Origin of the sequence: Umezawaea tangerina, from assembly GCF_003002815.1 — a bacterium.
In the GTDB taxonomy this organism is placed as follows: Bacteria; Actinomycetota; Actinomycetes; order Mycobacteriales; family Pseudonocardiaceae; genus Umezawaea; species Umezawaea tangerina.
The window spans coordinates 210,135-235,825 of the sequence record NZ_PVTF01000015.1 but is presented as its reverse complement, the minus strand read 5'-3'; the positions used below and the strand labels follow the sequence as shown (position 1 = coordinate 235,825).

The following is a 25,691-nucleotide window of genomic DNA, read 5'->3' as shown; positions in this document are numbered from 1 at the left end:
GGCTAAAACGAACCTTGGCCGGCTCTAAAGCACCGGCGTGGCGTCGGCTCGGCCGACGAGCTCGGCCCGCAGCAGCGCCACCAGGCCGCGCGGGGTCGGGTTGTCCATGAGCACCACCGCGGACAGCTCGACGCCGGTCAGCGCGACCACCCCGTTGCGCAGCTCCAGCGCCGTGAACGAGGTCATGCCGATGTTGAGGAACCCGGTGTCGACGTCCACGGCGTCGACCGCGGCCAGGCCCAGCACCAGCGCGGTCCGCGTCCGCACCAGGTCCAGCAGCAGCGCCTCGGCCTCGGCGTCGTCCAGTCCGAGCAGCCGGGCGCGCAGCTCGGCCGGGTCCGGGCCCGCCACGTCGTCGACCGGCTGCTCCGCCGCGACCGGCGCGACCGCGTTGGCCTGCCGCCACGCGGTCAGCGCGGGCAGCACCGCGCGCAGCGGTTCGAGCAGGTCGTCGCCCGCGCCGAGCACGGCGGCGAGCGCGGTCGGGTCGGCGCTGTCGACCGCGGACCACAGCCGGGCGGCGGGTCCGGCGCGCTCCCCGGTGTCGTGCAGCCAGAACCGGCCGCGCGCGAACGCGTACGGCGGCAGGTCGGTCCGCCGGTCGTGCCCGCCGAGCAGCGCGGACCAGTCGACGTCCGCGCCGCGGGTGTGCGCGGCGGCGACCGCGTGGGTCACCGACGCGACCTCGCCGCGCCCGCCGGGCAGCGCGGGCGCGAGCAGCGGCCCGTCGCCGAGGCAGTCGCGCACCATGCCGGACAGCACGGTGCCGGGGCCGATCTCCACGAACCGGTCGACGCCGAGGTCGGCCAGCCGCCGCACGCCGTCGGCGAACCGGACGGCCTGCCGCACGTGGTCCACCCAGTAGTCCGGCGACCGCAGCTGCTCGGCGGTGGCCTGCCCCCCGGTGAGGTTGGACATGACCGGCACCGACGGCTCCCCGTAGGACAGCCCGGCGGCGATGTCGCGGAACTCGGCCAGCACGGGGTCCATGTGGTGCGAGTGGAACGCGTGGCTGACCCGCAGCCGCTTGGTCTTCACGCCGAGGCGGCGCCAGTGCGCGGCGACCTCGGCCGTCCCGTCGGCGTCGCCGGAGATCACGGTGGCGGCCGGGCCGTTGACGGCGGCGACCGACACCCGGCCGGAGGCGGGCAGCGACGCGAGCACCTCGTCCGCGCCCGCCGCGACCGCGACCATCGCGCCGCCCGCGGGCACCGACTGCATGAGCCGGGCGCGTCCCGCGACGAGCGCGCACGCGTCGGGCAGCGACAGGACGCCCGCGACGTGGGCCGCGGCCAGCTCGCCGACGGAGTGGCCGATCAGGTGGTCCGGCCGCAGCCCCCGGTGCTCGACCAGCCGGTAGAGCGCGACCTCGACCGCGAACAGCGACGCCTGCGTGTAGAGGGTCTGGTCCAGCAGCGCCGCGTCCGGCGACCGCGGCGCCGCGAACAGGACGTCCAGCAGCGGCCGCGGCAGCCGCGGGTCCAGTTCGGCCATGACGGCGTCGAGCGCCGCGGCGAACACCGGTTCCGCTTCGTGCAGCTCGCGGCCCATGCCCAGCCGCTGGCTGCCCTGGCCGGTGAACAGGAACGCGGTCCGCCCCCGCCCGGCCCGGCCGCGGACGACGTCCGGCGCGGCGTCGCCGGCCGCCACCGCGCGCAGACCGCGCAGCAGGCCGTCCCGGTCGCCCGCGACGACGACCGCCCGGTGCTCGAACCTGGTGCGCGCGGCCGCCGTCGCGGCGACGTCGGCGGGGTCGACGTCCGGCCGGTCCGCCAGGTGCCTGCACCACCGCTCGGCGTTGGCGCGCACGGCGTTCTCGGTGCGGCCGGACACGACCCAGGGCACCACGGCCCGCGTGCCGACCGCGGGGGAGTCCGCGACGGGTGCCTCCTCCAGGACCACGTGCGCGTTGGTGCCGCTGATGCCGAACGAGGACACGGCTGCCCGGCGCGGTCCCGCGGCCACCCACGGGCGGGCCTTGGTGAGCAGCTCGACCCGGCCCGCGGTCCAGTCGACGTGCGGCGAGGGGATCTCGGCGTGCAGGGTCGGCGGCATGACGCCGTGGTCCATGGCCAGCACTACCTTGATCACGCCCGCGATCCCCGCCGCGGCCTGCGTGTGGCCGATGTTCGACTTGACCGAGCCCAGCCGCAGCGGCTCGGACCGGTCCTGGCCGTAGGTCGCCAGCAGCGCCTGCGCCTCGATCGGGTCGCCGAGCGACGTTCCGGTGCCGTGCGCCTCGACGAGCTGGACGTCCGAGGCGGACAGCCGGGCGTCGGCCAGGGCTGCGCGGATGACCCGTTCCTGCGACGGCCCGTTGGGGGCGGTGAGGCCGTTGCTCGCGCCGTCCTGGTTCACCGCGCTGCCGCGCAGCAGCCCGAGCACCCGGCGTCCGTCGCGCCGGGCGTCGGAGAGCCGTTGCAGCAGCACGAGTCCGACGCCCTCGCCGAACCCGGTGCCGTCGGCGGCGGCGGAGAACGGCTTGCACCGCCCGTTCGGCGCGAGGCCGCGCTGCCTGCTGAAGTCGGTGAACACCGAGGGCGAGGCGAGCACGGTGACGCCGCCCGCGAGCGCGAGGTCGGACTCGCCGTCGCGCAGCGACCGGGCCGCCAGGTGCAGGGTGACCAGCGACGAGGAGCACGCGGTGTCGACGGTCAGCGCCGGGCCCTCCAGCCCGAACGTGTAGGCGACCCGGCCGGACACCACGCTCGTCGCGCTGCCGCTGCCGAGGAACGCCTCGTACTCCGGCGGTGCCGAGCCGAGCCGGGTCGCGTAGTCGCCGTACATCACGCCCGCGAACACCCCGGTCCTGCTGCCGCGCAGCGAGTGCGGGTCGACGCCCGCGTGCTCGAAGGTCTCCCACGCGACCTCCAGCAGCTGCCGCTGCTGCGGGTCCATCGCGGTCGCCTCGCGCGGGCCGAGTCCGAAGAACGCCGGGTCGAACCGGTCGACGTCGTAGAGGAACCCGCCCTCGGTGGCGTAGCAGGTGCCCGGCTGGTCGGGGTCCGGGTCGTACAGGCCCGCGAGGTCCCAGCCCCGGTCGGTGGGGAACGCGCCGATCGCGTCACCGCCGTCGGCGACCAGCCGCCACAGGTCCTCCGGTGTCCGCACGCCGCCGGGGAAGCGGCAGCCGAGCCCGACGACCGCGATCGGCTCGGGTTCGGCGTCCTCGAGGTCGTGCAGCTTCCTGCGGGTGCGGTGCAGCTCCGCGGTGACCCGCTTCAGGTAGTCGACAAGCCTGTCCTCGTCCGTCATGCGGGCCTCCGGCCGAACTCCTGGTCGATGAATGCGAGGACGTCGCTCGCGGACGCCGCGTCGAGGCGGTCCACGAAGTCGTCCGGGTCCTCGGGCCCGGTGTCGAGCGCGGCGAGGATCCCGCCGAGCCGCTTGGCGATGAGCTCCCGCCCACCGTCCTCTTCGGACAGCGCGGCCAGCGCGCCGTCGAGCCGGTCGAGCTCGGCGAGGATCGCCGCCGCCGGGTCGGGCTCCGCGGGGGTGAGCGCCTCGGTGATCCTCACCGCGATGGCGGCGGGCGTCGGGTGGTCGAAGACGAGCGTCGCGGACAGCCGCAGCCCGGTGGCCGCGTTGAGCCGGTTGCGCAGCTCCACGCCCGTGAGCGAGTCGAACCCGAGGTCCTTGAACGCCTGGTCGGGCTCGACCGCGTCGGCCGACCGGTGGCCGAGCACCGCGGCGACCGTGCCGCGCACGAGGTCGAGCACCAGTTCGCCCCGCTCGTCCGCGGGCAGCCCGGCCAGCCGCCCCGGCAGGTCCGCGAACGCCGGGTCCACGGCCCGTGCGGGCACCCGGACCAGCGACCGGAACAGCGGGGCCAGGACCCCGGCGGCGGCGGCCGACCGCAGCGCGGGCAGGTCGAGCGCCGCGGCGACCGCGGTCACCGGGTCCTCCCGCAACGCCCGGTCGAACAGGTCCAGGCCCTCCTCGTCGGTCATCGCCCGCGCGCCGCCCCTGGCCAGGCGGGACAGCTCGACCGCGCCGAGCCCGGCGGTCAGGCCGGACGTGCGCGCCCACAGGCCCCACGCCAGCGACGTGCCGGGCAGGCCGGCCGCCCGGCGGTGCGCGGCGAGCCCGTCGAGGAACGCGTTGGCCGCCGCGTACCCGCCCTGACCGGGCGTGCCGAGCACGCCGGCCGCCGAGGAGAACAGCACGAACGCGGCCAGGTCGTGCCCGGCGGTCAGCTCGTGCAGGTGCCAGGCTCCGTCGGCCTTCGGGGCCAGCGCGGTGTCCAGCCGGTCCGGGGTCAGCGACGCGATGGTCGCGTCGTCCAGCGCCCCGGCCAGGTGGACGACGGCCGTGAGCGGCCCCGCGGACTCCACCAGCGCGGCCACCTGGGCGCGGTCGGCCACGTCGCACGCGGCGACGCGCACCCGTGCGCCCAACGCGGTCAGCTCGGCGGCGAGCTCCGCGCCACCGCCGCTCCTGTTCGCCAGCACCAGGTTCCGCGCTCCGTGGTCGGTCACCAGCCTGCGGGCGACCAGGGTCCCGAGCGCGCCGGACGCGCCGGTGACCAGCACCGCGGCCTCCGGGTCCAGGCCCGCCACCGCGGTGGCGGCCGGTGCGCGGCGGACCAGCCGGGGCGCGTGCAGCCGTCCGGCGCGGACGGCCAGCTGCGGTTCGTCGGAGGCGAGTGCCGCCGCCAGCGAGCCGGTGGTGCCGTCGAGGTCGACGAGCAGGACGCGGTCGGGGTGCTCCGACTGCGCGGAGCGCGCCAGGCCCCACGCGGCCGCCGCGGCGACGTCGGGCACGGTGTCGCCGTCGACCGCGGCGACCGCGCCCCTGGTGACGATGGCGAGCCGGGTCTCGGGCGGGCCCGCCAACAGCTCCCGCACGGCGCGGAGCACCGCCGCGGTCCGGTCCCGCACCGCGGCCGGGCCCTGGGCACCGCCGTGGACCGGCAGCACCAGCCAGTCCGGGTCCTCGGCGTCGGCGGGCCCCAGGCCGAACGGGTCCGGGCCGACCAGGCGGGTCCTCGGCGCGGCCGCGGTGGCCTGCGCGGGCACGGGTGCCCAGTCCACCGCGAACAGCGCGCGGTCGTCGGCGCGCAGGGTGAGCAGCACCTCGGCGGGCATCGGCCGGACGGCGATCGACCCGACCGACACGACCGGCGCGCCGGACTCGTCGACCGCGGTGAGCGACACCGCCTCCGCGTCACCCGCCACCGGCGACAACCGGACCCGCAGCCGGGACGCCCCGGCCTGGTGCACCTGGAGGTCGCGCCACTCGAACGGCACCCGCACGGTGTCGGCGTCGGTGGGCACCAGCGCGTGCAGGCACGCGTCCAGCAGCGCCGGGTGCACGTCGTGACCCGGCCCGACCGGCACCGACACCTCGGCGAACAGGTCGTCACCGGACCGCAGCAGCGACCGCAGGCCCTGGAACGCCGGGCCGTACTCGTAGCCCAGTGCGCGCAGCTCGTCGTAGCGACCGGTCACGTCGACCGGCTCCGCCCCGGCCGGTGGCCACGCGAACGGCGTGACCTCGGCGCCCGACCCGGTCAGCACACCGGTCGCGTGCCGGACCCAGTCGCCGTCGGCGTGCGAGTGCACGTCCACCCGCCGCCGGCCGGACCCGTCGTCCTCGCCCGCGGTGACCTGGAGCCGCACGGCCTCGTCGCCGAGCACCAGGGGTGCCTCCAGGGCGAGCTCGGCCACCACCGGGCAGCCGACCTGGGCGCCGACGTGCCGCGCGAGCTCGACCAGCGCGGCACCGGGCAGCAGGACGGCTCCCGCCAGCGCGTGGTCGAGCAGCCAGGGGTGGGTCCGGGTGGACAGCAGGGCGGTCGCGACGTGGCCGCGGCCGTCGGGCAGGTCGATGCTCGCGCCGAGCAGCGGGTGCCCGGCGCGGGTGAGACCGAGTCCGGTGGCGTCGGCGGGCGTCTCGGCGGACTCCAGCCAGTAGCGCTCGCGCTGGAACCGGTAGGTGGGCAGCGCGACCCGCCGCCGCACGCCCAGCGGGCCGGTCAGGTCCAGCGGGGCGCCGTGGGCGTGGGCCTGGCCCAGCGACAGCAGGAACCGGTCCGGCCCGCCGTCGTCGCGGCGCAGCGAGCCGACCACACCCGCGCCGGACCCGGCCGCGTCGACCGTCTCCTGGACGCCGACCGCGAGCACGGGGTGCGGGCTGCACTCGACGAGGACGCCGAAGCCCTGCTCGGCCAGCCCGGTCACCACGGGCTCCAGCCGGACGGGCTCGCGCAGGTTGCGGAACCAGTAGGCCGCGTCCAGCTCCGAGCCGTCGACCGGCTCGCCGGTCACCGTGGAGTGGAACGGCACCCGCGCGGGTCGCGGTGTGATGTCGGCCAGCGCGGCCAAGAGCTCGTCGCGGATCCCGTCCACGTGCGGGGAGTGCGAGGCGTAGTCCACCTGCACGCGCCGCGCCCGGACGTCCTGGTCGACGCAGGCGGCCAGGAACTCCGCCACGGCGTCGGCGTCACCCGAGACGACCGTGGAGCGCGGCCCGTTCACCGCGGCGACGTCCAGCCGTCCGGCCCACGGTCCGATCAGCTCGCGGACCTCGTCGACGGGCAGCGGTACGGAGCCCATGCCGCCCGCACCGGCCATCCGCCGACCGATGATCCTGCTGCGCAGCGCGACCACGCGGGCGGCGTCGGACAGCGACAGCGCCCCGGCGACGCAGGCCGCCGCGATCTCGCCCTGCGAGTGGCCGACGACGGCCGCGGGCTCGACGCCGTGGGCCCGCCAGAGCGCGGCCAGGGACACCATGACCGCGAACAGCGCGGGCTGCACCACGTCGACCCGGTCTAGCGACGGGGCGCCCTCCGCGCCGCGCAGCACGTCGGGCAGCGACCAGTCCACGAAGGACGACAGGGCCGCCGCGCACTCGGCGAGGCGCTCGGCGAACACCGGCGACGCGGCGGCCAGCTCGACGGCCATGCCCGCCCACTGCGAACCCTGGCCGGGGAAGACGAACACGACGCCGGAGTGGTCCTTCGCCCTGCCCCGCACCAGGTTCGCCGCGGGCCGCCCGGCGACCAGCGCGTCCAGCCCGGCGAACAGGCCGTCGACGTCGGCGGCGACCACGGCCGCCCGGTCCTCGAAGGACGACCGGGTCGTGACCAGCGACCACGCCAGGTCGGCCAGGTCCGGGGTCGTCGCGGCGACGAGGTCGCGCAGCCGCACGGCCTGGTCCCGCAGGGCGGCCGCGCCCCGGCCGGACAGCACGACCGGCACCGGACCGGTGTGCGGACCGGGAACGGCGGCGGGCACGGGTGCGGGCGCCTGTTCCAGCAGCACGTGCGCGTTGGTGCCGCTGATGCCGAACGACGAGACGGCCGACCGGCGCGGCCGGTCCAGGTCCGGCCACGGCCGGGCCTCGGTCAGCAGGTCGACGGCACCCGCCGACCAGTCGACCTCGGGGGTCGGCTCGGCGACGTGCAGGGTGCGCGGGAGCTCGCCGTGCCGCATGGCCTGCACCATCTTGATCACGCCCGCGACCCCGGCGGCGGCGAGCGTGTGCCCGATGTTGGACTTGACCGACCCGAGGAGCAGCGGCCGGTCGGCGGGCCTGCCCCGACCGTAGGTGGCGAGCAGGGCCTGCGCCTCGATCGGGTCGCCGAGCGCGGTCCCGGTGCCGTGCGCCTCGACGGCGTCGACGTCCGAGGTGGACAGTCCGGCGTCGGCCAGCGCCGCCCGGATCACCCGCTGCTGCGACGGCCCGTTCGGCGCGGTCAGACCGTTGCTCGCGCCGTCCTGGTTCACCGCCGAGCCGCGCACCACGGCCAGCACCTCGCGTCCCTCACGCACGGCGTCGGACAGGCGCGCGAGCAGCAGCACACCCGCGCCCTCACCCCAGCCGGTGCCGTCCGCGTCGGCGGAGAACGCCTTGCACCGCCCGTCGGGCGACAGCGCCCGCTGGCGGGAGAACTCCACGAAGTTCAGCGGGCTGGGCATGATCGTCACGCCGCCCGCGAGCGCGAGGTCGCACTCGCCGCGCCGCAGCGCGCCCGCCGCGAGGTGGATCGCCACCAGCGACGACGAGCAGGCGGTGTCGACGGTGATCGCCGGACCGCGCAGGCCGAGGGTGTAGGAGATCCGGCCGGAGGCGACGCTGGTGGTGTTGCCGGTCGACAGGTAGCCCTCCACGTCGTCGGGCACCTTCGGCAGCCGCGAGGCGTAGTCCGCCGCGATGACCCCGGCGTACACGCCGGTCGCCGTGCCCGCGAGCGCCCTCGGGTCGATGCCCGCCCGTTCGACCGCCTCCCACGAGGTCTCCAGCAGCAGTCGCTGCTGCGGGTCGAGCGCGGTGGCCTCGCGCGGGTTGATGCCGAAGAAGTCGGGGTCGAACTCGTCGGCGTCGTGCACGAAGCCGCCGGTCCGCACGTAGGACCTGCCGGGGGTGTCGGGGTCGTCGGCGAACAGCCCGTCGACGTCCCAGCCGCGGTTGACCGGGAACGCGCCGATCGCGTCGGTCCCGTCGACCACCAGCCGCCACAGCTCCTCCGGCGACGTGACGCCGCCGGGGTAGCGGCACGCCATGCCGATGATCACGACGGGGTCGTCGTCCACCGCGGTCGGAGCGTCGGTCGACTCGGCCGCGGCCGCGCCGCCGCCGAGCTCCGCGCGCAGGTACGCGGCCAGCTCCACGGGGTTCGGGTGGTCGAACACCAGCGTCGTGGGCAGCCACAGCCCGGTCACCTCGGCCAGCCGGTTGCGCAGCTCGACCCCGGTCAGCGAGTCGAACCCGCTGTCGGTGAACGCGCGGGCGGGCACGATCGCCTCCGGGCCGCTGTGGCCCAGCACGAGCGCGGCCTGCGCGCGGACGAGGTCGAGCACGGCCTGGTCGAGGTCGCTCCCGGACAGGCCCGCGAGCCGGTCCGCCGACCCGCCCGCGACCACCGCGCGCCGGGCCGGGGCCTTGCGCAGCCCGCGCAGCAGCGGGAAGTCCGCGGCGTCACGGGCGTTCGGGTCCAGCCGCACCGGCACCGGCACGGCCCGGCCGGACTCGGTCGCCGCGTCGAACAGGGCAAGGCCCTCGGCGTCGGACAGCGCCCGCACCGCGCCGCGGTCCCACCGCCGCGCGGACCCGGTCGCCATCCCGTCGCCCGCCCACGGACCCCACGCCAGCGAGGTCGCGGCCAGTCCGCGCGAGCGGCGGTGGTGGGCCAGCGCGTCGAGGAACGAGTTCGCCGCCGCGTAGGACGCCTGGCCCGCGTTGCCCGCGACGCCCGCGATCGAGGAGAACAGCACGAACGACGCCACGTCGCCCACGAGGTCGTGCAGGTGCCACGCGGCGTCGACCTTCGGGCGCAGCACCGCCGCCAGCCGGTCCGGGGTCAGCGAGGCCAGCAGCCCGTCGTCGAGCACACCGGCCGCGTGCACCACGCCCGCGACCCGCTCACCCGCCAGCAGCCGGGCGAGGGCGTCGCGGTCGGCCACGTCGCACGCGGCGACCCGCACCCGCGCGCCGAGGCCGGTCAGCTCGGCCGCCAGGTCGTCCCCGCCCCCGCTTCGGCTGACCAGCAGCAGGTCCCGCACACCGCGGTCGCGCACCAGGTGCCGGGCGAGCTTCGCGCCCAGCGCACCGGTGCCGCCGGTGACCACCACCGTCCCGTCGGCGGAGGCGGGCACGGTCATCACGACCTTGCCGACGTGCTTGGCCTGCCCGAGGAACCGGAACGCCTCCGGCGCGCGCCGCACGTCCCACGTCGTGACGGGCAGCGGCTCCAGCACACCCCGGTCGAACAGCTCCACCAGCGCCAGCAGCATCTCCTGGATCCGCGGGCCGCCCGCCTCCATCAGGTCGAACGCGCGGTAGCGCACCCCGGCGTGGGTCCTGGCGACCTCCTCGGGGTCGCGGATGTCGGTCTTGCCCATCTCCAGGAACCGGCCGCCGCGCGGCAGCAGCCGCAGCGAGGCGTCGACGAACTCGCCCGCCAGCGCGTCCAGCACGACGTCGAAGCCGCGTCCACCGGTCGCCCGCCGGAACTCGTCCTCGAAGCCGACCGTCCGGGAGTTCGCCAGTCGGTCGCCGTCCAGGCCGCACTCGCGCAGCACCGGCCACTTGGGGGTGCTCGCCGTGCCGTACACCTCGGCGCCGAGGTGCCGGGCGAGCTGGACGGCGGCCATGCCGACGCCACCGGCGGCGGAGTGCACCAGCACCGACTCGCCCGGCCGCAGGTCGGCGAGGTCCACGAGGCTGTAGTAGGCGGTGAGGAACACGATCGGGACGGACGCGGCCGTGGCGAACGACCAGCCCGCCGGGATCCGGGTGACCAGCGCGCGGGTGGTGACCGACGTCGGCCCCACACCGCCCGCGAGCAGCCCCATGACCTCGTCGCCGGGCGCCAGGTCCGCCACCGCGGCGCCGACCTCCACGACGACACCGGAGCCCTCGCTGCCGATCAGGGCCTCACCGGGGTACACGCCCAGCGCGATCAGCACGTCGCGGAAGTTCAGCCCCGCCGCCCGCACGGCGATCCGCACCTCGTCGGGTGCGAGCCCCGGTTCCGGGTGCGGGACGAGCGCGAGCCCGTCGAGGGTGCCCGCGCCGGTCGCGTCGAGCCGCCACGCGTCCTGCGACGGCCGGTCCAGCACGTCCCGGCCCGTGCCGCGGGCCAGCTGCGGCCGGTAGGCGGATCCCCGGCGCAGCACCAGCTCCCGCTCGCCGGCCGCGGCCGCCGCCGGGAGCGCCGCGGCGGACTCGTCGGTCCCGTCCACGTCGACCAGCACGACGCGGCCGGGGTGCTCGGACTGCGCCGAGCGCACCAGGCCGCGGGCGGCCGCGGCGGCGAGGTCGTCGACCCGGTCGCCGGGCAGCGCGGCCTCGGCGGACCTGGTGACGACGACCAGCGTGCCGCCGTCGCCGGACATCCAGTCCCGCACCACGTCCAGCGCGCGGGTGGTCAGCTCGTGCGTCGACGCGACCACGTCCGCCGTGCCGGTCAGCTCGACCACGGTCGGCGCGGGCGCGTCGGCGGCGTCGAGGGGGACGGCCACCCACTCCAGCTCGTGCGGGCGGGCACCCGCGGTGGTGAGGGCACCCGCACGGGCGGTGCGCAGCACCAGCGACGCCACGGAGGCGACCGGCCTGCCCGAGTCGTCGGCCAGCAGCAGCGCCACCGCGTCCTTGCCGGCGGGGGAGAGGCGGACCCGCAGCGCGGTCGCCCCGGCGGCGTGCAGGGTGACGCCGCTCCAGCTGAACGGCAGTCGGACGGACTCGGCCGTGGAGTCCGTGGTGGACAGTGCGACGGAGTGCAGGGCGGCGTCGAGCAGCGCCGGGTGCAGGCCGTGGCCCGTCACCTCGCCGTGATGGTCGGCGGGCAGCGCGACCTCGGCGTAGACGTCCGCGCCGGACCGCCAGGCCGCGGTCAGCCCGCGGAAGGCGGGCCCGTAGCCGTACCCGAGGTCGGCCAGACCGGAGTAGAAGTCCTCCACCGCGACGGGATCCGCCCCGGTCGGCGGCCAGGTGGCCAGGTCGTCCCGCTCGACGGTCGCGACCGGGCCGAGGCGACCGCTCGCGTGCCTGGTCCAGTCCTCCCCGTCGCGGCGCGAGTGCACGGTCACGCTCCGCGCGCCGGACTCGTCCGCCGCGCCGACCCCGACCTGCAACCGGGTCGTGCCGGTCGCGGGCACCACCAGCGGCTGCTCCAGGGTCAGCTCCTCGACCGCCGCGCACCCGACCGCGTCCCCGGCGCTGATCGCCAGGTCCAGCAGCGCGGTGCCGGGCAGCAGCACCGTTCCGCCGATCGCGTGGTCGGCCAGCCACGGGTGCGTGCCGAGCGACAGCGCGCCGGTCAGCAGCAGCGTGTCGCCGTCCGCCGGGCGCACCACGGCGGTGAGCAGGGCGTGGTCGTGCCCGGCCAGCCCGAGGTCCTCCGGCACGCCGCCCGCGGGCTTGCGCAGCCAGTACCGCTCGCGCTGGAACGGGTAGCCGGGCAGGTCGACGGTCGCGGCCTCCGGGAGGTAGGCGGTCCAGTCGACGGCGACACCGCGCACGTGCAGCCGGGCGAGCGCGGTGAGGTACGACTCGTCCTCGGGCTTCCCCTTGCGCAGCAGGGGAGTGCTGTCCGGGGTGAGGGCGCTCAGGGTGGCGCTGGGGCCGAGTTCGACGGCCTTGGTGACGCCGAGCGCGGTCAGGGTGGTGACGCCGTCGTGGTAGCGGACGGCGCCGCGGGCCTGGCGGGCCCAGTAGTCGGGGGTGTAGGCGTCGACCAGCTCGCCGGTCACGTTGGACACGACCGGGACGCGCGGTGCGTTGTGGGTCAGCGTCTCGGCGACGGCGGTGAGCTCGTCGAGCATGGGGTCGAGGTGGTGGGAGTGGAAGGCGTGGCTGACGGTGAGTCGGGTGGTCTTGCGGCCTGCTTCCCGGCAGTGGTCGGCGACGGCGAGGACGGCCTGCTCGTCTCCGGAGACGACGGTGTTGTCGGGGGCGTTGAGGCCGGCGATGTCGGCGCCGGGGACCAGCCATTCGCGGACCTCGGCCTCGGTGGCCTGGAGGGCGACCATGGCTCCGCCGCCGGGCAGCGCCTGCATCAGCCTGGCCCGCGCGCACACCAGCGTGGCGGCGTCGGTCAACGACAGCACGCCCGCGAGGTGGGCGGCGGTCAGCTCGCCGATCGAGTGTCCGATGAGGACGTCCGGTGTGACGCCGTGGTGGGTGACCAGCCGGTGCAGGGCGACCTCGACCGCGAACAGGGCGGGCTGGGTGTAAGCGGTCTGGTGGAGCAGGTCCTCGCGCTCGAAGACCGCGGTCGCGAGCGGGTGGTCGAGGTGCCGGTCGAGCTCGGCGCAGACCTCGTCGAACGCGGCGGCGAACACCGGCTGCGACTTGTGCAGCTCCCGTCCCATGCCGACGCGTTGACTGCCTTGGCCGGAGAACAGGAACGCGAGCCCGCCCGGCGTCGCGGACCCGGTCACCGCGCCCGGTGAGGGGGTGCCGGAGGCGACCGCGTCCAGCCCGGCGCGGTCCAGCACCACCGCCCGGTGGTCGAACGCCGCGCGGGTGGTCGCCAGCGACCAGGCGACCTCGGCGGCGCCACCGTCCACTCCGGACCGCAGCCGGTCGGCGACCTCGGCCAGCGCGGGTTCCGTGCGGGCGGACAGCAGCCAGGGCAGGACACCGTCCACCGGGTCGCAGGCCTCGGGCACCGCCGCGGGCGCCTGTTCGAGGATCACGTGCGCGTTGGTGCCGCTCACCCCGAACGACGACACGCCCGCCCGGCGCGGCCGGTCGCCCTCCGGCCAGGCCTCGGGCGCGGTCGACAGCACGACCGCGCCCGCCGACCAGTCGACCTCCGGCGTCGGGTCGTCCGCGTGCAGGGTCACGGGGTACTCGCCCGCCCGCATCGCCATGACCATCTTGATCACCCCGGCGACGCCCGCCGCGGCCTGGGCGTGCCCGATGTTGGACTTGACCGACCCGAGCCGCAGCGGCTCGGTCCGCCCCTGGCCGTAGGTCGCGAGCAGGGCCTGGGCCTCGATGGGGTCGCCGAGGGTGGTGCCGGTGCCGTGCGCCTCGACGGCGTCCACGTCCGAGGTGGACAGCCGGGCGTCGGCGAGCGCCGCCCGGATCACCCGTTCCTGCGACGGCCCGTTGGGCGCGGTGAGGCCGTTGGACGCGCCGTCCTGGTTCACCGCCGACCCGCGGATGACGGCGTGCACGCGGTGCCCGAGCCGTTCGGCGTCGGAGAGCCGCTCCAGCACCAGCACCCCCACGCCCTCGGCGAAGCCGGTGCCGTCGGCGGAGGCGCTCATCGACCGGCAGCGGCCGTCCGGGGACAGGCCCCGCTGGCGGGAGAACTCGACGAACAGGCTCGGGCTCGCCATCACGGTCGCCCCGCCCGCCAGCGCGAACGAGCTCTCGCCGCGGCGCAGCGACTGCACCGCGAGGTGGATGGCCACCAGCGACGACGAGCACGCCGTGTCGATCGTGACCGCCGGGCCCTCCAGCCCGAACGTGTAGGACAGCCGCCCGGACGCGACGCTGGTGGTGCTGCCGGTCAGCAGGTAGCCCTCCAGCTCGGCGGGCGTCTCACCGGGACGGGTCGCGTACTCCTGCGCGATCACGCCGACGAACACCCCGCCCGCGCTGCCGCGCACCGACGTCGGGTCGATCCTGGCGTCCTCCAGCGCCTCCCACGCGGTCTCCAGCAGCAGCCGCTGCTGCGGTTCGGTCGCCTCGGCCTCGCGGGGGCTGATCCCGAAGAACTCCGCGTCGAACAGGTCCGCGTCGTGCAGGAACCCGCCCCGCGTCACGTAGGTCGTGCCCGGCGTCTCCGGGTCGGGATCGGTCAGCCGGTCCACGTCCCAGCCGCGGCCTGCCGGGAACTCCGTGATGGCGTCGCGGCCGTCCCGGACCAGCTCCCACAACCCCTCCGGCGACCGGGCGCCGCCGGGGAAGCGGCCGCCCATGCCGACGATCGCGATCGGCTCGTGCGCGTCGGCCTCGACGTCGCGGAGTTCCCGCCGTGCCCGCTGCAGGTCGGTGGTGACCCGCTTCAGGTACTCGCGGAGCTTCTCCTCAGTGGCGTTGGACATCCGGGCTCAGCCCCTTCGTTCGCACGGCTCGGTCAAGACGTGCCGAGTTCGCTGTCGATGAAGTCGAAGATCTCGTCGTCGGACGCGGCGGTCAGGTCCCGCTCGTCCACGGCCCGCGTCGTGAGCACCCGCAGCAGGTCCTGCAGCCGCGCGGTGAGCAGGTCGCGCTCGACCTCGTCGAGCTGCTCGACGGGCAGGCGCTCCAGCTCCGCGACGACCGACCGCGCGGTCGCCTCCTGCTCGGGGACCAGCAGGCCGTCCACGAACCCGGCCAGCACCGCGGGCGTCGGGTGGTCGAACACGACCGTCGCGGGCAGCCGGACGCCGATGGCGTTGGCCAGCCGGTTGCGCAGCTCGACCGCCGTGAGCGAGTCGAACCCGAGCTCCTTGAACGCCCGGTCGCCGTCGATCGCGCTCGCCGCGCCGTGGCCGAGCACGACCGCCGCCGACTCGCGGACCAGCTCCAGCACCGCCTTGCGCCGTTGCGGCGCGGGCAGCACGACGAGCCGGTCGATCCGCGAGGCGGTCGTGGTCGACTCGGCGACCCGCCTCCGGGTGGCCGACGAGGGGGCCAGCGCCGACAGCACGTCCGGCACCGCCCGCCCGGTCGCCCGGAACCGGGCGGCGTCGACCGGTGCGGCGACCACCAGGTGCCGGTGCAGGTCCAGCGCGGCGTCGAACAGCGCCAGGCCCTGCTCGTCGTCGATCGCGGCCATCCCCATCCGGTCCAGCCGGTCGAGGTCCGCTCCGGTCAGGTGTCCGGTCATCGCGCTGGTCCGGGCCCACAGGCCCCACGCGATCGAGGTGCCGGGCAGCCCCAGCGCCCGCCGGTGCTCGGCCAGGCCGTCGAGGTAGGCGTTCGCCGCCGCGTACCCGCCCTGCCCCGCGTTGCCGAGGACCCCAGCCAGCGAGGAGAACAGCAGGAACGAGGACAGGTCCAGGTCGCGGGTCAGCTCGTGCAGGTGCGCCGCCGACCTGGCCTTGGCCCGCAGCACCGCGTCGAGCTGTTGGGGCGTCAGCGCTTCCAGCAGGCCGTCGTCGATCACGCCCGCCGCGTGCACCACACCGGTGAGCCGGTGCGCCGACGCGACGAGGTCGGCCACCGCTGCCCGGTCCGCCACGTCGCAGGCGACCACGGACACCTCGGCACCGGCCGCCCGCAGCCGCGCGGTCAGCTCGGCCGCGCCCTCGGCGTCCGGCCCGCGCCTGCTGGTCAGCAGCAGCCGCCGCACGCCCCGGCGTTCGACGAGGTGCCGCGCGACCAGCGCTCCGAGCACCCCGGTCCCGCCGGTGACCAGCACCGTCCCGTCCGGATCGGGTGCGGTGGGCACGGTGAGGACGACCTTGCCGACGTGCCGGGCCTGGCTGAGGTACCGGAAGGCCTCCGGCGCCCGGTGGATGTCCCAGGCGGTGACCGGCATCGGGGTCAGCGCGCCCTGGTCGAACAGCTCCCGGATCTCGTCCAGCATCGCGCCGATCCGCTCCGGGCCCGCGTCGAGCACGTCGAACGCGCGGTACCGCACCCCGGCGTGCGCCCGCGCGACCTCCTCCGGGTCGCGGATGTCGGTCTTGCCCATCTCCAGGAACCGGCCGCCGCGCGGCAGCAGCGCCAGCGACTCCTCCACGTGCTCGTGCGCCAGCGAGTTGAGCACCACGTCCACACCCCGCCCTCCGGTGACCGCGCCGAAGTGCGCGGCGTAGCCGAGGGAGCGGGAGTCGGCCAGGTGGTCGTCGTCGAAGCCCGCCGCCCGCAGCACGTCCCGCTTGCCGGAGCTCGCGGTGGCGAACACCTCGACGCCCCAGTGCCGGGCGAGCTGGAGCGCGGCGAAGCCGACACCGCCGGTGGCCGCGTGCAGCAGCAGCGACTCGCCCGCCCGCAGCCCGGCCAGGTCCGCCAGGCCGTAGAACGCCGTGAGGTAGACGACCGGCACCCCGGCGGCCTGCGCGAACGACAGCCCCTTCGGCATCGGCGCCACCAGCCTGCGGTCGGTGACCGCCACCGGCCCGACACCGCTGGAGAACAGGCCCATGACCCGGTCGCCCGGCGCCAGCCCGGTGACCTCAGGACCGACCTCCAGCACCACGCCGGAACCCTCGCCGACCGGCGGCCGCTCGTCGTCGGGCACCATCCCCAGCGCCAGCAGCACGTCGCGGAAGTTGAGCCCGCCCGCCCGCACGGCGACCCGCACCTCACCCGCCGCCAACGGCCGCAGCACCTCCGGGCACGCCGTCAGCGACAGGCTGTCCAGCTCGCCGCGGATGGTCAGCGACAGCCGCCACGGACCGTCGTCGGGCTCGCCCAGCACGGGCACGTCGGCGGCGCGCACCATCCGCGGGACCGCCGCGGACCCACCGCGCACCACCAGTTCCGGGTGCTCGGCCGCCACGGCGGCGGCCAGCGCGCGGCGGGTGTCCGGGTGGTCGTCCACGTCGACGTGCCGGACCCGGTCGGGGTGCTCGGCGCGCGCGGTGCGCAGCAGTCCGGCGACCGCGCGGTGGGCGAGCTGGTCGGCACGGGTCAGCACCACCAGCCGGACGCCGTCGAGGGCCGGTTCGGCCGTCCACGCCCGCACGACCGCCAGCGCCTCGGCGACGACCTCCTCGACCTCGCCCGGCGGGCACGTCCACAGCGCGGTGGTGACGCCGTCGGGGGAGGCCGCCAGCACCTCGGCGGTCACCGGGTCGAGGCCCAGCCCGGAGCCGTCCTCGCCGAGCGCCACCCACGGCCGCGACTCCGGCGCGGCGGGCAGCCCGACCGGCACGAGGTCGACGCCGAACAGCGCGGACGTGCCGGTCCGGGAGCCGCCGAGCGCGGCGGGGTCGACCGGGCGGACGACCAGGGACGCCACCGACGCGACCGGTCGGCCGGTGTCGTCGGTGAGCAGGACGGCGATCGAGTCCGGTCCGACAGGGGACAGCCGGACCCGCGCCGACCGCGCACCGGTCGCGTGCAGGCGCACTCCGGTCCAGCCGAACGGCAACCGGACCCCGTCCGCGGCGCTCGCCAGGCCCGCCGCGTGCAAAGCGGCGTCCAGCAGCGCCGGGTGCAGGCCGAACCCGGAGACGTCCGCGTCCTCCGGCAGCGCGACCTCGGCGTGGACGACCTCGCCGTCCCGCCACGCCGCCCGGACACCGCGGAACGCCGGTCCGTAGTGGTAGCCGCGGTCGGCCAGGTCGTCGTAGAACCCGTCGACCGGCACGGCGACCGCGCCCGCCGGGGGCCACTCCGCCAGGTGCTCCGGCTCGGCACCGTCCGCGGTGAGAACGCCGGTCGCGTGCCGCGTCCAGACACCGGCGCCCGCCGGGCTGGTGTGCACGCTCACCGCGCGGCCGTCGCCCTCGGCGGGGCCGACCAGCACCTGGAGGTCCAGCACGGCGTCGAGCACGACCGGCGCCTGGAGCGTCAGCTCGGCCAGGTGCCCCAGGCCGACCTGGTCGCCCGCGTGCACGGCCAGCTCGACCAGCGCCGCGCCGGGCAGCAGCACCGTGCCGCCCACGGCGTGCTCGGCGAGCCAGGGCTGCTCGGTCGTCGACAGGCGTCCGGTGAGCACCACCGCGTCGGAGTCCGCCGTGCGCAGGGTGACCCCGAGCAGCCGGTGCTCGGCCTGGCGCAGCCCCAGCGCCGCCGCGTCTCCCGTCGAGGCGGGGGCGTCGAGCCAGAAGCGCTTGCGCTGGAACGGGTACGTGGGCAGCTCGACGTTGGCAGGCGCGACGCGCCAGTCGACGTCCACCCCGTGCACGTGAGCCTTCGCCAGCGCCGCGCGGAACCGGGGCGCGCCGCCGTCGTCGCGGCGCAGCGACTCCAGCACGACCGCGTCGACCTCGGCCTCCTCGACCGTCTCGCCGACCGCGGTGGTGAGCACGGGGTGCGCGCTGACCTCGACGAACGTGCGGTGGCCCGTGGCGAGCAGCGCGCGGGTGCCGTCGGCGAACCCGACCGTGCGGCGCAGGTTGCGGAACCAGTACTCGGCGTCCAGGGTCGTGGTGTCGACCGGCCCACCCTCCACAGTGGAGTGGAACGCGATCTCCGAGGGCCGCGGCCGGATGCCGGACAGCAGTTCCAGCAGCGGTTCGCGCAGCGGGTCGACCTGCGCGGAGTGCGAGGCGTAGTCCACCGGCACGGTGCGCGCCCGGACGCCGTCCGCCTCGCAGGCGGCGACGAACTCGGCCAGCTCCGCGACCGCGCCCGACACCACCGTGCTCGTCGGACCGTTGGCCGCCGCGATCTCCACCGCGCCGCCGTAGCGGGCGATGCGCCGTTCGACGTCGGCGGCCGGGAGCTGCGCCGACACCATGCCGCCGGTGCCCGCGAGCCGGGTGATCGCCTTGCTGCGCAACGCGACGACGGTGGCGGAGTCCTCCAGGGTGAGGGCTCCGGCGATGTGGGCGGCGGCGATCTCGCCCTGCGAGTGGCCGATGACGGTGTCGGGTCGGACGCCGTGGTGCTCCCAGAGCCGGGCCAGCGAGACCATGACGGCCCAGAGCGCCGGTTGCACGATGTCGACCCGGTCGAGCGGGCCGGCGAGCTCGTGGAGGAGGTCCCAGTCGGTGTGCGGGCGCAGGGCCTCGGCGCAGGCGTCCAGGTGCGTGCGGAACGTCGGGTCGGCCGCGTGCAGGTCCAGCGCCATCCGCGACCACTGCGACCCCTGGCCGGGGAACACGAACGCCGTCCTGCCCCGCGGGGTCGCGGTGCCGAGCAGCACGTCCGGAGCGGGGCGGCCGTCGGCGAGCGCCCGCAGCCCGGCCACCGGGTCGTCACCGGTCACGGCGGCGCGGTGGCGCAGCAGGGGAGCGCGGGTGGCCAGCGCGCGGGCGGGCCGGGTACCGGGGTGGGCCGTGAGCAGGGCGTGCACCTGCTCGGCGCGCGCCGCGAGTGCGGCTTCCGACCGCGCCGACAGCAACAACGGCGGTTCCGGCGTGTCGTCCTCCGACCGCGGTTCGGGTGCGACCGGGGCCTGTTCGACGATCACGTGCGCGTTGGTGCCGCTGATCCCGAACGACGACACGGCGGCCCGGCGCGGCCTGCCGGTGTCCGGCCAGTCGACGGGTTCGGTCACCAGCTCGACCGCCCCGGTGCCCCAGTCCACGTGCGGGGTGGGCTCGTCGACGTGCAGGGTCGCGGGCAGGTGCCCGTGGCGCAGGGCCATCGCCATCTTGATCACGCCCGCCACGCCCGCCGCGGCCTGGGTGTGGCCGACGTTGGACTTGATCGACCCCAGCCGGAGCGGGATCTCGCGGTCCTGGCCGTACGTGGCGAGGAGCGCGTTCGCCTCGATGGGGTCGCCGAGGGTCGTTCCGGTGCCGTGGGCCTCCACGACGTCCACGTCCGAAGTGGACAGTCCGGCGTTCTGGAGCGCCTGGCGGATCACGCGTTCCTGCGACGGCCCGTTCGGCGCGGTGAGGCCGTTGGAGGCGCCGTCCTGGTTCACCGCCGAGCCGCGCAGCACGGCGACGACGGTGTGCCCGTGCCGCTGGGCGTCGGAAAGCCTTTCCAGCAGCAGGATCCCGGCGCCCTCGGACCAGCCGGTGCCGTCCGCGTCCGCCGAGAACGCCTTGCACCGGCCGTCGGGGGACAGGCCGCGCTGGCGGGAGAACTCGATGAACGTGGTGGGCGTGGACATCACCGTGACACCGCCCGCGAGCGCCAGCCCGCACTCGCCGCCGCGCAGGGCCTGCGCGGCGAGGTGGATGGCCACCAGCGAGGACGAGCACGCGGTGTCCAGCGTGACGGCCGGACCCTCCAGGCCGAAGGTGTAGGACAGCCTGCCGGACACGACGCTGGAGATCGTGCCGGTCAGCAGGTGGCCCTCGTAGCCCTCCGGGGTGGTGGCCAGCCGGGACCCGTAGTCGTTGTACATCACACCGGTGAACACGCCGGTGTCGCTGCCGCGCAACGACTGCGGGTCGATCCCGGCGCGTTCGACCGCCTCCCACGCGACTTCCAGCAGGAGCCGTTGCTGCGGGTCGGTGGCGGTGGCCTCGCGCGGGGTGAGGCCGAAGAACTCGGCGTCGAAGTCGGCGGCCTCGTGCAGGAAACCGCCCGTGCGCGCGTAGGTCTTGCCGATCGCGTCGGGGTCGGCGTCGAACAGGTCGTCGAGGTTCCAGCCCCGGTCGGCGGGGAAGTCGCCGATGGCGTCCCGGCCGTTCGCGACCAGGTCCCACAGCTCGTCAGGGGTGGTCACGCCGCCGGGGTAGCGGCAGGCCATGCCGACGATGGCGATGGGCTCGTCGGTGGCGGCGGCCGTGGTGGTCCGCACCTCGGCCTTCGCCCCGGCCAGCCGGTCGAGCAGGAACACCGCGAGCGCGGCCGGGTTCGGGTGGTCGAACACCATCGTGGTGGGCAGCGCCAGTCCGGTCGCGGAGGCCAGCCGGTTGCGCAGCTCGACGGCGGTCAACGAGTCGAAACCGAGGTCGCTGAACGGCCGGTCCGGCGCGATCGCCGCGTGCCCGGAGTGGCCGAGCACGGTCGCGATCTCGGTGCGCACCAGGTCGGCCACCTCGGCCTCGCCCAGCGCCGACGGCGCGGCGGCGCGCTGGACGCGGGGCCGCACCAGGACCCGGAACAGCGCGGGCACGTCGCCGCGCGACCGCACGGCGGCCAGGTCGAGCTTCGCGGGCACGAGCGAGGCCTCGGCCGAGCCGAGCGCCGCGTCCAGCAGCGCCAAGCCCTCCGCGGCGGTCATCGGTGCCACTCCGGCGCGGGCGATCCGCTCGCGGTCACCCGCGGACAGCTCCGCAGCCATGCCCTCCTCGGCCCACAGCCCCCACGCGAGCGAGGTCGCGGGCAGGCCCGCGGACCGCCGGTGCGCGGCGAGCGCGTCGAGGTAGGTGTTCGCCGCCGCGTAGGCGCCCTGGCCGGGGTTGCCGGTCGTGCCCGCGATGCTGGAGAACAGCACGAGGTGGCCCAGCGGCAGGTCGGCGGTGAGCTCGTGCAGGTTCGCCGCCGCGTCGACCTTGGGCCGCAGCACGGCGGTGAGCCGCTCCGGGGTCAGCGAGGTCGTGGTGGCGTCGTCGAGGACACCCGCCGCGTGGACCACCGCGGTCAACGGGTGCGCGGGGTCCACGGCCGCGATGACCTCGGCCAGCCGGTCGCGGTCGGCCGCGTCGCACGCGACCAGGCGCACGTCGGCGCCCAGCCCGGTCAGCTCGTCGACCAGGGCACGACCCCGCGGGGACTCGTCCCCGGAGCGGCTGAGCAGCAGGAGGTGCCGGGCGCCGTGGTGGTCGACCAGGTGCCGGGCCACCAGCCCGCCGAGCGTGCCGGTCGCACCGGTGACCAGCACGGTCCCGGTCACGTCGAGCGGCCCGCCCGCGGCGGCGTCGGCGCGGGTGAGGCGGGGCGCGAGGACCTGCCCGTCCCGGACGGCGACCTCGGGTTCGGCGGACGCGAGCGCCAGGTGCGCGTCGGCGGGCCGGTCGACGTCGACCAGCCGGAACAGGTCGGGGTGCTCGGCGCGCGCCGACCGGACCAGACCGGTCACGGCGCTGTGCGCGAGCGAGCCGATGGGGTCGCCGGGCCGCGCGGCGACGGCACCGCTGGTCACCACCGCGAGCCGCGAGCCGCGTCCGATCCGGTCCTGGAGCTCGGCCAGCACCGACGCGGTCAGCGCGTGCACCCCGTCGACGCCGTCCGGCGGGACCGCGACGACCAGGGTCTCCACGTCGTCGGGCTGGTCGCCGGTGGGCACCGGGACCCACTCCACACGGTACAGCGGGCGGGTGGCCGCGGTCGCCCGGACCTCCAGCCGCGAGATGGTCGCGACCGGCCGCCCTGAGGGGTCGGTGAGGTCGACCGAGACCGCGTCGTCGCCGAGCCGGGTGAGCCGGGCCCGCACGGCGGTCGCGCCGGTCGAGTGCACCGCCACACCGCCGAACGCGGACGGCACGCGGGTCGCGCCCGCGCCCGCGTCGAGCAGCAGCGCGTGCAGGGCGGCGTCCAGCAGTGCCGGGTGCAGGCCGAACCGGCCCGCCTCGTCGTGCCGGTCACGGGGCAGCTCCACCTCGGCGAAGCGCTCGTCCCCGGCCCGCCAGGCGCCGACCAGGCCCTGGAACGCCGGGCCGTACTCGTAGCCGAGGTCGGCCAGGCGCGGGTAGAGGTCGGCGGGCCCGACCGGCTCGCCTTCCGGTGGCCACGGGAACGTCGCCGCGGCGGTCCGGGAACCGGACAGCCTCCCGGAGGCGTGCCGCGTCCACTCGTCGTCCTGGCGGGCGTAGATCGCCAGCTCCCGGCCGCCATCGGCCTCTGCCGGGCCCGCGGTCACCCGGAGCGCGACGTCGTCGACGCCGAGCGGCAGGGGGAGGTGCAGGGCGAGCTCGTCGACGCCGCCGCAGCCGAGCAGGTCGGCGGCGCGGGCGGCGATCTCCAGGAACGCCGTGCCCGGCACCAGGGTCGTGCCACCGATGACGTGGTCGGCGATCCACGACCGCGCCGGGACCACACCGGTGAGCTGCACGGTGTCGCCCTCGGGCTCGCTGATCACCGACGTGAGCAGCGGGTGGTGCTCGGGGGTGAGGCCGAGACCGGCGGCGTCCACGTCCCGCGGCGCGTCGAGCCAGTAGCGCTCGCGCTGGAACGGGTAGGTGGGCAGCTCGACCACGGCCGCCTCGGGCAGCACGGTGGTCCAGTCGACCGCGGTGCCGCGGACGTGCAGCCGGGCGAGCGCGGTGAGGTAGGTGTCGGACTCGGGTTTCCCCTTGCGCAGCAGGGGAGTGCTGTCGGGGGTGAGGGCGCTCAGGGTGGCGTCGGGCCCGAGCTCGAGAGCCGTGGCGGCGCCGAGGTTCGCCAGTCCGTCGTGGTAGCGGACCGCGCCGCGGGCCTGCTCGGCCCAGTAGTCGGGGGTGTACCCGGTGACCGGCTCCCCGGTCACGTTCGAGATCACCGGGACGCGGAGCGGGTGGTGGGCGAGGGTCCGGGCGACGGCGGTGAGCTCGTCGAGCATCGGGTCGAGGTGGTGCGAGTGGAACGCGTGGCTCAGCGTCAGTCTGGTCGCCTTCCGGCCCGCCTCGCGGCACAGCTCCGCCACGGCGAGCACGGCCTGCTCGTCTCCGGAGACGACGGTGTTGTCGGGGGCGTTGAGGCCGGCGATGTCGGCGCCGGGGACCAGCCATTCGCGGACCTCGGACTCGTTCGCCTGCAAGGCGACCATGGCTCCGCCGCCGGGCAGGGCCTGCATCAGCCTGGCCCGCGCGCACACCAGTGTCGCCGCGTCGGCGAGCGAGAAGACCCCGGCGACGTGGGCGGCGGCCAGCTCGCCGATCGAGTGTCCGATGAGGACGGTGGGCGTCACGCCGTGGTGGGTGACCAGTCGGTGCAGGGCGACCTCGACCGCGAACAGCGCGGGCTGGGTGTAGGCGGTCTGGTCGAGCAGGTCCTCGCGCTCGAAGACGACGTCCTTGAGCGGCAGGTCGAGGTGCCGGTCGAGCTCGGCGCAGACCTCGTCGAAGGCGGCGGCGAACACCGGCTGGGACTCGTACAGCTCGCGTCCCATGCCGGCGCGCTGGCTGCCTTGGCCGGAGAACAGGAACGCCAGGCCACCCGGCGTCACCGACCCCGTGACCAGTCCCGGTGCGGACTTCCCCGCGGCGAGCGCGCGCAGGCCGTCGTCGTCCAGCACGACCGCGCGGTGGTCGAACGACGTGCGCGTCGTCGCGAGCGACCAGGCGAGGGCCGCCCGGTCGCCTGCCACGAGCGGCAGCAGCTGCCCGGCCCGAGCCGTCAGCGCGGCCTCGGACTTGGCCGACAGCAGCAGGGGCGCCGGGACGGTGGTCGTCGTGGGAGCCACGGGCGGCCGGACGGGGGCCTGTTCGAGGACGACGTGCGCGTTGGTGCCGCTCACCCCGAACGACGACACGGCGGCCCGGCGCGGTCGGTCGGCCTCGGGCCACGCCTGGTTGTCGGTGAGCAGGTCGATGGACCCGGTGGTCCAGTCGACGTGGGGCGTGGGCTCGTCGACGTGCAGGGTGGCGGGGAACGTCTTGTGGCGCATGGCCATGACCATCTTGATCACGCCGGCGACGCCCGCGGCGGCCTGGGTGTGGCCGATGTTGGACTTGAGGGAGCCGAGCTTGAGCGGGGTCTCGCGGTCCTGTCCGTAGGTCGCGAGGAGTGCGTTGGCCTCGATCGGGTCGCCTAGCCTGGTCCCGGTGCCGTGCGCCTCCACCACGTCGACGTCCGAAGTGGACAGTCGGGCGTCGGCGAGCGCGGCCCGGATCACCCGTTCCTGCGCCGGACCGTTCGGCGCGGTCAGCTGGCTGCTCGCCCCGTCCTGGTTGACCGCGGAGCCGCGGATGACCGCGAGGACGGTGTGCCCGTTGCGTTCGGCGTCGGAGAGCCGTTCGAGCAGGAGCAGCCCGGCTCCCTCGGCCCAGCCGGTACCGTCGGCGTCGGCGGAGAACGACTTGCACCGGCCGTCGGTGGACAGGCCGCGCTGCCGGGAGAACTCGACGAACGTGCCCGGCGTGGCCATCACCGTCACACCACCGGCGAGCGCCAGTCCGCAGTCGCCCTGACGCAGTGCCTGGGCCGCGATGTGCAGCGACACCAACGACGACGAGCACGCCGTGTCCACGGTGACCGCGGGGCCCTCGAACCCGAACGTGTAGGCGACCCGGCCGGACGCGACGCTGCCGGTGCTGCCCATCAGCAGGTAGCCCTCGAACCCCTCGGGGGCGTGCGGCATCCGCGAGCCGTAGTCGTCGTACATCACGCCCGCGAACACGCCGGTCCGGCTGCCGCGCAACGACACCGGGTCGATGCCCGCCCGCTCCACGGCCTCCCACGCCGTCTCCAGCAGCAGCCGCTGCTGGGGGTCGACGGTCAGCGCCTCGCGCGGGCTGATGCCGAAGAACTCCGCGTCGAACGCGTCCGCGTCGTGCAGGAACCCGCCCTCGCGGGTGTAGGACGTGCCCTGGTGGTCGGGATCCGGGTGGTACAGCGCGCCCAGGTCCCAGCCGCGGTTGTCCGGGAACGGCCCCACCGCGTCGCGCCGGTCGGCCACCAGCCGCCAGAGCTCCTCGGGTGAGCCCACCCCGCCGGGCAGCCTGCACGCCATGCCGATGATCGCGATCGGCTCGTGCGCCGAGTCCTCCAGCTCGCGCACCCGCCTGCGGCTCTCCCGCAGGTCGACCGTGGCGCGCTTGAGGTAGTCGCGAAGCTTCTCTTCGTTGTCGGTCTGCCCCATG

3 protein-coding genes are annotated in these 25,691 nt (G+C 76.1%); all 3 read right to left on the bottom strand.

The window, feature by feature from the left end; genetic code table 11:
• Nucleotides 1–24: 24 nt before the first annotated feature.
• From CLV43_RS48190 to CLV43_RS49790, 3 genes are read right to left on the bottom strand one after another with little or no spacing between them, the layout of a single operon-like run.
• Entirely contained in the window at nucleotides 25–3,255 is a 3,231-nt protein-coding gene (locus tag CLV43_RS48190) for a type I polyketide synthase (protein WP_170156215.1), read from the bottom strand.
• Nucleotides 3,252–14,510, bottom strand: a complete 11,259-nt coding sequence (locus tag CLV43_RS49795; RefSeq protein ID WP_170156214.1) for a type I polyketide synthase — start codon at nucleotides 14,508–14,510, stop codon at nucleotides 3,252–3,254. The genes CLV43_RS48190 and CLV43_RS49795 overlap by 4 nt, the downstream gene beginning before the upstream one ends.
• Nucleotides 14,511–14,542: 32 nt before the next feature.
• A complete protein-coding gene (locus CLV43_RS49790; RefSeq protein ID WP_106194442.1) occupies nucleotides 14,543–25,690 on the bottom strand; it encodes a type I polyketide synthase in 11,148 nt (3,715 codons plus the stop codon).
• Nucleotide 25,691: the final 1 nt, after the last annotated feature.